Annotated in this window: 12 protein-coding genes and 1 pseudogene; 7 read left to right on the plus strand and 6 right to left on the minus strand. The window is 37.0% G+C overall.

What is annotated here, in order from left to right; all coding sequences use genetic code 11:
- Positions 1-367 (plus strand): annotated as a pseudogene (locus QVB70_RS09635) (hypothetical protein); the annotation flags it as partial.
- Between the two features lie 110 nt (positions 368-477).
- A complete protein-coding gene (locus QVB70_RS09640; RefSeq protein ID WP_287585525.1) occupies positions 478-1,614 on the plus strand; it encodes an iron-containing alcohol dehydrogenase in 1,137 nt (378 codons plus the stop codon).
- 31 nt (positions 1,615-1,645) lie between these two features.
- Here the strand turns inward: QVB70_RS09640 and QVB70_RS09645 are convergent, their stop codons facing one another.
- The 4 genes from QVB70_RS09645 to QVB70_RS09660 all read right to left on the minus strand — a co-directional run bounded on the left by QVB70_RS09645 (position 1,646) and on the right by QVB70_RS09660 (position 5,217).
- Positions 1,646-2,602, minus strand: a complete 957-nt coding sequence (locus QVB70_RS09645; RefSeq protein WP_287585526.1) for a lysylphosphatidylglycerol synthase transmembrane domain-containing protein — start codon at positions 2,600-2,602, stop codon at positions 1,646-1,648.
- Between the two features lie 119 nt (positions 2,603-2,721).
- Positions 2,722-3,630: a methyltransferase domain-containing protein gene (locus tag QVB70_RS09650; RefSeq protein ID WP_287585527.1), complete on the minus strand. Its 909-nt coding sequence runs from the start codon at positions 3,628-3,630 to the stop codon at positions 2,722-2,724.
- 65 nt (positions 3,631-3,695) lie between these two features.
- On the minus strand, positions 3,696-4,268 hold the full coding sequence (cyaB, locus tag QVB70_RS09655; RefSeq protein WP_287585528.1) for a class IV adenylate cyclase: 573 nt from the start codon (positions 4,266-4,268) through the stop codon (positions 3,696-3,698).
- Between the two features lie 67 nt (positions 4,269-4,335).
- Entirely contained in the window at positions 4,336-5,217 is an 882-nt protein-coding gene (locus QVB70_RS09660) for a cation diffusion facilitator family transporter (protein ID WP_287585529.1), read from the minus strand.
- A 190-nt stretch (positions 5,218-5,407) separates the two neighbouring features.
- Here QVB70_RS09660 and QVB70_RS09665 point away from each other — a divergent pair, with 190 nt between their 5' ends.
- From QVB70_RS09665 to QVB70_RS09685, 5 genes are all read left to right on the plus strand, one after another.
- A complete protein-coding gene (locus QVB70_RS09665) occupies positions 5,408-5,521 on the plus strand; it encodes a desulfoferrodoxin FeS4 iron-binding domain-containing protein (RefSeq protein WP_287585530.1) in 114 nt (37 codons plus the stop codon).
- A 44-nt stretch (positions 5,522-5,565) separates the two neighbouring features.
- Complete coding sequence (locus QVB70_RS09670; RefSeq protein ID WP_287585531.1) at positions 5,566-6,501, plus strand: S1C family serine protease; 936 nt, start codon at positions 5,566-5,568, stop codon at positions 6,499-6,501.
- A gap of 337 nt (positions 6,502-6,838) precedes the next feature.
- Entirely contained in the window at positions 6,839-7,804 is a 966-nt protein-coding gene (locus QVB70_RS09675; RefSeq protein ID WP_287585532.1) for an RsmB/NOP family class I SAM-dependent RNA methyltransferase, read from the plus strand.
- Between the two features lie 4 nt (positions 7,805-7,808).
- On the plus strand, positions 7,809-8,348 hold the full coding sequence (locus QVB70_RS09680; RefSeq protein ID WP_287585533.1) for an NIP7 N-terminal domain-related protein: 540 nt from the start codon (positions 7,809-7,811) through the stop codon (positions 8,346-8,348).
- 18 nt (positions 8,349-8,366) lie between these two features.
- Positions 8,367-9,071, plus strand: a complete 705-nt coding sequence (locus QVB70_RS09685; protein ID WP_287585534.1) for a peptidylprolyl isomerase — start codon at positions 8,367-8,369, stop codon at positions 9,069-9,071.
- Here the strand turns inward: QVB70_RS09685 and QVB70_RS09690 are convergent.
- Positions 9,056-9,517, minus strand: a complete 462-nt coding sequence (locus QVB70_RS09690; RefSeq protein WP_287585535.1) for a UPF0179 family protein — start codon at positions 9,515-9,517, stop codon at positions 9,056-9,058. The genes QVB70_RS09685 and QVB70_RS09690 overlap by 16 nt on opposite strands.
- Positions 9,518-9,532: 15 nt before the next feature.
- Positions 9,533-9,875 (minus strand): iron-containing alcohol dehydrogenase (locus tag QVB70_RS09695; protein WP_287585536.1); only part of this gene is annotated, 343 nt, incomplete at its 5' end.

Here is a 9,875-nt window from a genome sequence, read left to right on the forward strand (position 1 = left end):
ATTATATAATTTGTCAATCCATCACCTTGCAAGTTATGTAATAGCTCGAAGAGGGCTGGGTTTCAAGGAAGCAATTCCAGCCGTCTACGATTGGGTGCTCTCACACGTTGAGGAGTACATCGAGCCTCATGTGAAAAAGAGTAGTCCTTACCATAGCTGGGCGATGATCCATGACCTCTTCGAGCACAGCGGGATAACCTCCTTCAAGACTGCTGAGATACTGTGCAAAACGGTATTAATGAAGCATGTGTTGAACTCGGTGACGAGCGCACAGCCCGATAACCTTAAGGCTGGTCTTTCCTCTCACGGAAAGATTGAGGATTATCATAAAACGTGGAATGTCGTTAATAATTTCACAGTTTTATAAATAATCGTAAGGTTTGCCTGCAAGAATTGTATAAGCCTGTTTAGCTTCACTTCCATGTCATTAGTGTTTTAATATTTTTAAACAAAAACAACAAAGAAATCATGATTCTAATGAATGGCTTTAAATTTTATTTGCCCACTAGGGTTGTTTTTGAAAAAGGCGCACTGTCAAGAATCGGCGAATTTGCCTCTAGATTTGGAAAGAAATGTCTTTTAATGACAGGCAAAAATTTCGCAAGAAAACATGGCTATACCGATGATATTTTAGAGAAACTTAGCAATTTTGAATTACGAACACACCTATTCGAAGAAGTTGAACCAAATCCGACTAAGAAAACTGTGTTAAAGGCTGTTGATAACTTCTTAAATAATGAATGTGAGGTAATAATAGCTTTTGGTGGAGGAAGCGTTATTGACGCAGCAAAGGCGGTTGCACTTATTTCAAAATTAGGAGGTCAAATTGAAGACTATTTTTTTCCAAATATTGTTGAAAAAGAAATATATCCTGTTATCGCAATTCCTACGACATGTGGCACTGGGAGTGAAGCAACTAGGTATGCAGTTATAACAGATAATGATGAAGGATTAAAAAAAACAATTTCAGGTGATCCGCTCGTTCCTAGAATTGCTTTACTTGATGTAAACAATCTGAAGCATATCCCTAAAGAGGTTTTTTCCAATACAAGTGCTGATACCTTTTGTCATGCAATTGAATCATTTGTGAATATCAAATATACACATCTCTCGGATCTATTTGCTAAGGAATCAATCAAATTTGCCTTTGATAATGTTGTTGAGGCATACAAAGGAAACGAAGATAGCAAAGAACATATGTTATATGCCAGTCTTTTAGCTGGAGTGGCAATTAACTTCTCTGGTTCAACTGCAGTTCATGCTCTTGGATATTATTTGACCTCAAAACACGGAATTCCTCATGGGTTAGCCAGTGCCGTATTCTTGCTACCTGTCTTAGAATACGAAAAAGACAGCATTTCTGATAGGATTTATGAACTTGCGTATGCAATGAGGCTCAAACAGACAGATCCCGAATACTTTATCAATGCATTAAATCAGAAATTTCATGAAATTGGTATAATTAGATCTCTTTTAGACCTAGGCATCGGATATGGGGAGAAGGAAAATATTATCAGGAAAGCTCTTTTGTTTTCAAGAAATCTTGACAATAATCCAGTAAAACTAGAGGTAAAAGACTTGACAACAATTGTTGACATGGCGTATACTCGATGACAAGAAAATAGAAGAACTTGCTAATGATCTTTCATATAAGGACCACTATTCCAGCCAGATCAACTAAAATAGCATAAAATCGTGCGAGAATTGAGAAGGCAGATGAACTAGCGGCTTCTTGTCCAAAGACCAAAGTAAAGATAATTACGATTCCTGATTCTTGCAATCCAAGACCTGCAGGTGTAATAGGAACGAAAGAAAGTGCAGTGAGAAGTGGATGAATCATTACAAACCCGAAATATGAAATACCAGTTATGTTAAGTGAGAGTGCGATTAAATACCATTGGAGCCCTTTAAGAAGCCAAGATACCGAAGTAAAGCCTATTGCATGTGGGATCACTGGTTTTATTTTCTGGCCTTGTTGTTGAAAATCAGAAAATTTAGGTAGCAGCTTTGCTAGTATCTTTCCGATTAGAGGAATCTTGCATAACCATTGAACAATACCTTCAGCTTTTTCAGACCAGACAATAATGCCAAGTATTACCGCCACAATAAAGAGGAATATGGTTCCAATAAGTAATACAATAAACAAAATCTGATTCTCAATAGTGAAACCAATGAAGATTAATCCGATTCCACATCCAAATACTTTAATGAAGAATTCCAAAGACTGAAGACCAATGATTGCAGATAGACTTGAAGAATAGGCAACATTTGCTCTTTTTTTGAGGAAATAAGGGACTGTAAAATAGCCAACGCGTCCAGGAGTTACATCGCTATAGAGCATACCCCCTAGATGACACAGAAAGACTTGTACGAAAGGAACCTGAATGTCCATATATTTTAGAACGAAATGGTAACGAAATGCCAGAACTAAATTGTCTATCGCATAAAACACTAAAGCTAAGATGAAGAGTGATAACTCGATGCTCACGATGGCGTCAAGAAAATCATTCCATCCTACTTGCCAGAAGAGAAGTATGAGAATCGCAATACCTAATAGCGCTTGCAATATAACATTGCGTTTGGAAGAGATTACGTTTGACAAAAAATCTCACCAATTCTAAATTGAGTTATATGAATGAATTGTGAGTGACAATATCTTATTTTTAAGTTTTGGGACAGATGGGATGAGGGATTCTATTGAAAGAGAGTGGTTGCCAAAAATTATAACTTTTCGAAAAACGCAATAAACTTAACATAACAAGAAGTGTCTACTTCTTTTTCGTTTTGAATGATGTAAAGAGTCAATTTTAGGTCTTTTAAATTCTTTCTAATTCTTTCAATTAGATGTGGAATATCATAAAAGCGGCCGTGCCGATTCACATAACCTTTTGCACAATATAACGTAGCCTCTCTTTCAAAATTTATACCGCTTCGTGGTAGAACAATTGGATCTGTTTGTATTGCGTACTTGGTAAAAAGATAAAGAGGTAAGATACAAAGTTTTCCTCCTTTTCTAAGAACCCTGCTAGCTTCTTTGATGAATTTAATATCTAAATTTCCCTCAAAATGCTCAAAAGAACAGTGTAAAGCCATTTTCGTGCAAAAATCATCATCTACAGGCATATTAGACGCATCACCACCGATAGTGTTTCCATGAATACCCCTCGGAAATGCTAAATCCTGTCGATACGCCTTACATCTGTATAATTTCTGATATATCTCTGAGGTAGGAGAGTTCCCGCTGGCAATATCTATGTATATATCGTCTTTAGAAAGATCTAATAGATTTGCCGCTAAATAATGTTCAAGGGATTTCTCAATAAAATTCTTCGCGTTACGATCTTTATAGTAATCTGGAAATTTGTGATATTCTGCCTTTCTCATATATTGCTTATAGTCCGCTATATTAGCTTCCAAATTGATAATATTGAAATTATTCGTTTTTATCTCACCTAAAATTGCATTTACAATTTCAGGATCATCGTGAGGAACCCAAGATTTTACCTTGGGTTCACGAAGAGAATAATATCTATAGTTCCAGAGTATCATATCCTTCACTTTTCGCAATATTTGAAAAGAAGGATTATGTACTCTATGTAAATATCTGTCGCTCCTATAAGATTTACTCATACGAAATTTCAACACCCAAACAAAAATTTCCCCTGATAACCTTATTAGAGTGTTTATATGATTCTTTATTTAGTTTTTTTCTTTCGCACAAAAACTCTTTTATTTAATAAAAGCTCAAGATACGAGCGTCTTTCAAGATCCTCAAAAGGGACACCTAAAATTTCTAAAAAATTCAATATCTTTGATCGTTCGCTCGCAATTTCTTTTTGTGTTTGAACTAGAACTTCGACTTCTATGAATTCTCCTAAATCCTTAACAAAATCTATTGAAATATAAAGATCGTTAAATCGGAAAAGTAAGCGTTTTTTTAATACCTTTGTAACAGGCTGAAATCCTATTTTCTCCAAAATAACTTGAATAACTTGAAGTGTTTTTTGATCTTTAATTTTTACTGAAATTTCTTCTCTAGTTTTATCGATAAGGTTACCTATTTTAGGACCTTTATAGGTTAAAGCAGATTCTTCTCCTGATGAAATTCTAATTCGCAATGCTTCATCTGTTATTCTAAAATCCCTATCTGGCGCGTTAAAATAAATGTCTTCTTGGTAGATTTCCTTAAGGAATGTGGCTTGAGTTTTGAGCCGCTTTATGATTTCATTTGGATGCGAAATTTTCGCTTTTACCTCAACTTCTATCATCTGGCTCTTCGAACTCCTTTTGCTATTCACAAAAAATCTTCAGGGCAACGATTCCAATCGCAAACGATTAGTATTCTTCACATTCTGGATGGCCAGCAGGACCTATATGAACTGTAACATCACGAACACCTGGAACTTTTTCTATTAAGGTTTTTTCTACGTTATCTGCTATGTCATGTCCATCATGCACAGAGATTTCTGGATCAACCGTTACATGAAGGTCGATTGAGATTTCGTTATGTTGCCCTCTTGATCTGATTTTATGACTGTCGGAAACGCCTTCGATTTGGTTTACAATTGATTGTATTTTTGAAGGATCTATAACTGATGTGTCCACAAGGACTTCTATGCTCTCTTTTGCAATCTCGAAACCTGTATGAAAAATCATTACCGCGACAAAGACTGCTATAATGGGGTCGATGATAGGAAATCCCAATAAGATTCCAATGAAACTTACGAGGACAGATGCTGAGACAAATATATCACTTCTAGTATGTAAAGCATCTGCCAGAAGGATTGAACTATCGAAAGCCTTCCCTCTTTTCTCTTCATATATCGTAGTGATAAAATTAATAACGATGGTAGCAATAACGATGATGAAACTTACAACAGTTACTTCAGGTGTTGCTGGAGCAATAAATCTTTCAATCGCCGATTCTATAATTTCTACACCTGTCAGAAAAATCATTGCTGCTATGATGATAGCTGATACTGTTTCATATTTCCAGTGACCATAAGGATGCTCAGTATCAGCTGGTTTTCTCGCTAGTCTAATACCAATCAGCCCAATTACATTGGAACTTGCGTCGAATAAACTATGAAATGCGTCAGCAATCAGGCTTAGAGAGTTCGTGATACCTCCATAGATGCCTTTTAAAAGCGCAACTGAAAGGTTTACAATTAGAATGATGATTAACGTCCTTTTGATAGCATCATAACGAGTAAACACATGTCTCTCTCCCGTATGCTTCTCTTTAGGCTTTTTGTTCTTAAAACTTTTCCTTTTTTAGAGGACAAGGTAGTGTATTCCTCTTCCTCAAAAAATATAAGCAGAGAGTACCAAAAAAGGGTTTTATTCAGAATATTCTGGTAAGAAATCTTCTGTATTTAATCTAAATAATAAAGAAGGAGGTAAATGCATGACAAAAGTGGGTGAAGAGTACTTATGCGAGATTTGCGGAAATAGAGTAAAGGTACTAGAATCAGGAGTTGGAACTTTAGTCTGCTGTGGGCAAGATATGGTTCTTCAATAAAGATCGGTATTTTTCTAATTGCAAAATATTTGGCGGTGACTGATTTGGCAAATTATAATGAGGATGATGTTGTAGAGATGTTAGAAAAGGTAAATCAGAGCGTTGTGAATATAGGCACCGTAAAACTTATACAGCGTAACCTCTACAGAGCAGAGCCTGTTAAGGGGACAGGATCTGGCACTATCATCGATTCAGATGGCCTGATTTTAACGAATAAACACGTCGTTCTCGGTGCGAGAAAGATCGGGATAACGTTGACAGATGGAAAAGTCGTAAAAGGTACGGTGGTAGGGGATTGTACAACACAGGATATAGCAATTGTTAAAGTAAATAAGAAAAATCTTCCTGCAGTGGAACTGGGAGATTCTGATAAATTAAGGGTGGGTCAAAGAGTTTTCGCAATTGGCAATCCTTTTGGTTTTGCCGGTAGTCCAGCAGTAACTTCTGGAGTGGTAAGTGCTCTAAATCGTTCTATAAACACAAGACATGGTATGTTAGAAAACCTTATCCAAACTGATGCTGCCATAAATCCAGGGAATAGCGGAGGTCCACTTATTAATCTCAAAGGGCAAGTAATTGCTATCAATACCGCACTAATTCCGTTCGCCAAAGGCATTGGTTTTGCAATCCCTGTAAATGACGCTGCCCAATGCGCAACGGAAATAATTGATCATGGGAGTAGAATTAAACCTAGGCTTGGTATAAAGAGCTTGACGATTACCAAAGACGCGGCATCTTATTATGATTTACCAACCGATAAAGGAGTTTTTCTCGCACGAGTATTGCGAGGTAGTCCCGCAGCCAAATCGGGGATAAAGCCTGGAGATATTGTACTTAAATTCGATGATAAACCGATAAATACAGCAGAAGAATTAGTAAGAGAGATACAAAAAAGAAAAGTTGGTGAAAAAGTAGCACTAGAGATTCTTCGTAACACTAAGAAACGAAAAGTCGAAGTAATATTGGAAAGAACGCCATGATCTTGAGAGATATATTTCCTGATAGCACTTGTTTAGAACAGCGCTCTATTATTTCCAATATTTTGTTGCTCTCCTACAAATACTTATTCAGCGTTTTGGCTACTTTCAAATCATATTCTGTGGGTGCGCTCTTTTCAATCTGATCAAGACGGATGGTACTCTATTGGACTTCGTTTCTCTGTTGCATTGCAAAAAGCCATTGTTTTGAACAGGGAACTTTCCGGTTTAACTGACTGTAGTTGGGAAACTTTTGGATTATATTCGTGGTATTGTTTTGCATAACCATGAAAAAATGTAAAAGTCTCTGTAGGATTTTTCTTCAAGGATGTTGAAGCGTTTGTCTAGAGAAGATCAGATAATACAAGATCTTGCAAAAACATATGGATACAAAGAGTACATGATAACGCGCTATCTGGAAATGTTTGGGAACGAAGAAACCGTTCAGTTTCTTAAAGCAAATGAGCAAGGCTTAATACCTACCCTGCGCTGCAATACGTTAAGGATTGATGAAGAAGATTTTGTTAATTTGTTTACTAAGAAAGGCTTCGTTATCGAAAAAATTCCTCTTATCGCACATGGTTATAGAGTTTTCAAAACCCCCTTTCCTTTAGGGGCTACAAATGAATATCTACTAGGTTTTTATTTTCTACAATCCGAAGCTTCTATGATTCCTGTTCAGGTTCTTGATCCAAAACCAGGCGAGATTGTAATTGATTTAGCTGCCGCGCCAGGCGCAAAAACCACCCAGATTGCTCAATTTATGAGAAATAAAGGAGTTATTATTGGTATTGACATTAATCGAAAGCGTACTAAAAGTCTTCGATCAAACCTGTCTCGATGTGGTGTATATAATGCATTGATTATTCGTATGGATGGTCGTCAAATATCTGGTCTTGGTATACAAGCCGACAAAGTATTATTGGACGCACCGTGTACTGGTGAAGGACTTATTCCTCGTGATCCTACACGAAAGACAAGTCGTGAATTAAAAGATATATTGTATGTCTCTGAGTTGCAAAAAAGTCTTATAGATGCCGCAGTAGCCTGTTTAAAACCAGGTGGAAGTCTAGTCTATTCGACATGTGCAATTGCGCCTGAAGAAAATGAGTTTGTGATAGATCACGCACTCAAGAATGAAGATATTCATGTTAGAAAGATGGATTTTAATGGAGGATCCCCTGCCTTTTCTGATGTAATATTCGAAAAAACGCTTCATCCTTCAATCAAAGAAGCGCGAAGACTTTATCCTCATAAAGATGGAACTGAAGGGTTTTTTATTTGCAAACTTCAAAAGGATAGCTGAAAAAATGATTAAGTTTCGACTTTCAACTCACGAAGAACTCAAGTTTATTCAAAATGCTATTGATAACCTATTTGGCGAAAAAATTGCAGAGAAGTTTATTCAGAATAAACATCTCATCATCGGAGAAGGAAATTGGAAAGAAATCTTTTTAGTATCTGACAGAATGATTACGATTTTAGAAGCGATAGCTGATAAAAAGCAGCCGTACTCTATAGGGATGCAAATAGGAGAGTTAGACAAAAACAAAAAATTTAAATTGAGTCTTGAAGCCGTTTTTGAGATAGGTAAATTTACTTCAAAGCGTATTCATCTAACAGCGAAAGGAGCACAAACTATTCTCTATGGAAGAAATATATCCTTTTCTGCAGTTGATAAAATTTATAAAGCAAAGAAAGGCGATTATGCCATCCTTCTTGATGAAAATGGTTTTCCAATAGGCCTTGGTAAGATCCTTTACGATTTAGCGAAAATGAAACATAATCGACTCAAAATATGTATAAAAAATATCATAGATCTTGGATGGTATCTCAGAAAAGGAGAATAGACTGTAAGGGTGTTAAAAATGAGCGAATCAGAAGAAATTGAAATAAATAAAGGTGACTTTGTTCTTATCGATTATATTGGGAGGATAAAAGATACGGGCAAAATATTTGCCTTGACGAATGAAAAAATTGCGAAAAAGGAGAAAATGCATCGTGATGATGGGATCTACGGCCCAGAACTAGTTGTAGTTGGGGAACGTTGGGTCGTGGAGGGTCTCGATGATAGTCTTTTGACGCTTAAAGTTGGGGAGCAGGATGCTATCGTAGAAATTCCTCCCGAAAAAGCGTTTGGAGGACGAGATCCTTCGCGTGTAAAGACCGTTCCTATACGTGAGTTTAGAAAAAGAGACCTCAAACCTCAAGCAGGGATGACATTCCGATATAAAGGTTCATTGGCAACTGTTCAAAGTGCCTCAGGCGGTCGAGTTCGCCTAGATTTAAACCATCCATTAGCCGGTAAAGTTCTCAGTTATGAAGTAACGGTTCTTAGAAAGATAGAGGACATGACCGAAAAAATAAAGGAACTGATGAAACGTAGACTTTCAACTCTCTCTGAGACGATTGAAATTGACGTGCAAGAAGATAAAGTATCAATCAAAATACCAAAAGAGATGTTTTTCGCAGAGGGAATTCAATTTGCTAAAAGCGGTATAGCTGGCGACATTCACAAATTTTTCGAAGATATCACTTTAGTGGAATTTTTAGAAGTCTACGAACGTTCTTGAGGAGAAATTCTAGCAACCAAAGCAATTGATATGTCGTTTCCTTCACTGCATTCTACTTTTTGTATGATATCTAGGATACGAACCTTATCTCCCTCTTTAAGTCCTGCGGGAACACAAAACTTTCGGAACTCACAAATTTCGGAACAATCCTGCGGCTGAAAGGATATAGTTGCTCCTGAGAAGGTTATATTGGTTGGAATACCAACTTCTTTTTCTGTTTCTTTTACGCGAACCACTTTAATCTGTTCTTCGTGTAGAGGGCACTCAAACTCATTCTCTAAGACCTCTATCACTTCATAAATGCGTTCTGCTTCTAATGGTTGAATACAAACGTGATACATTTTGCAGGTCTTGCATTGTTCTAAGTCTCCCATATGTTGAAACTTATAACCAGATTTTGCCAGGTTTTTTGCGATGAATGTTATCACTGGTTCTGTATCTTCCATATAATCCCACTCTTATCAGTTTATTACGCCTGTCACATTCGCTAATCGAGTTGCAGCCTCTTTTGTTAAGCCTTTTTCGCCTAGAATCGTATATCTGTCAGGTCGGATTTTATGACACGTGGTTAGTGCTTCAATAACATATTTTGGTTCAATTCCTAACTCACCAGCAGTTGTTGGCGCACCTATCTTGCGCAAAGCATCTTTTATGCGCTCCCAATCACCGCCATGGAGATACATCGTCATAATAGATCCTACGCCTGCTTGTTCTCCATGTAATGCTGGAGGCATTCTTCCTTCCTTAATATGAATTTGATCCAGAGCATGTGAAAACATATGTTCGGCACCGCTTGCTGGGCGA

This window comes from Candidatus Borrarchaeum sp. (assembly GCF_019058535.1).
GTDB classification, from domain to species: Archaea; Asgardarchaeota; Sifarchaeia; order Borrarchaeales; family Borrarchaeaceae; genus Borrarchaeum; species Borrarchaeum weybense.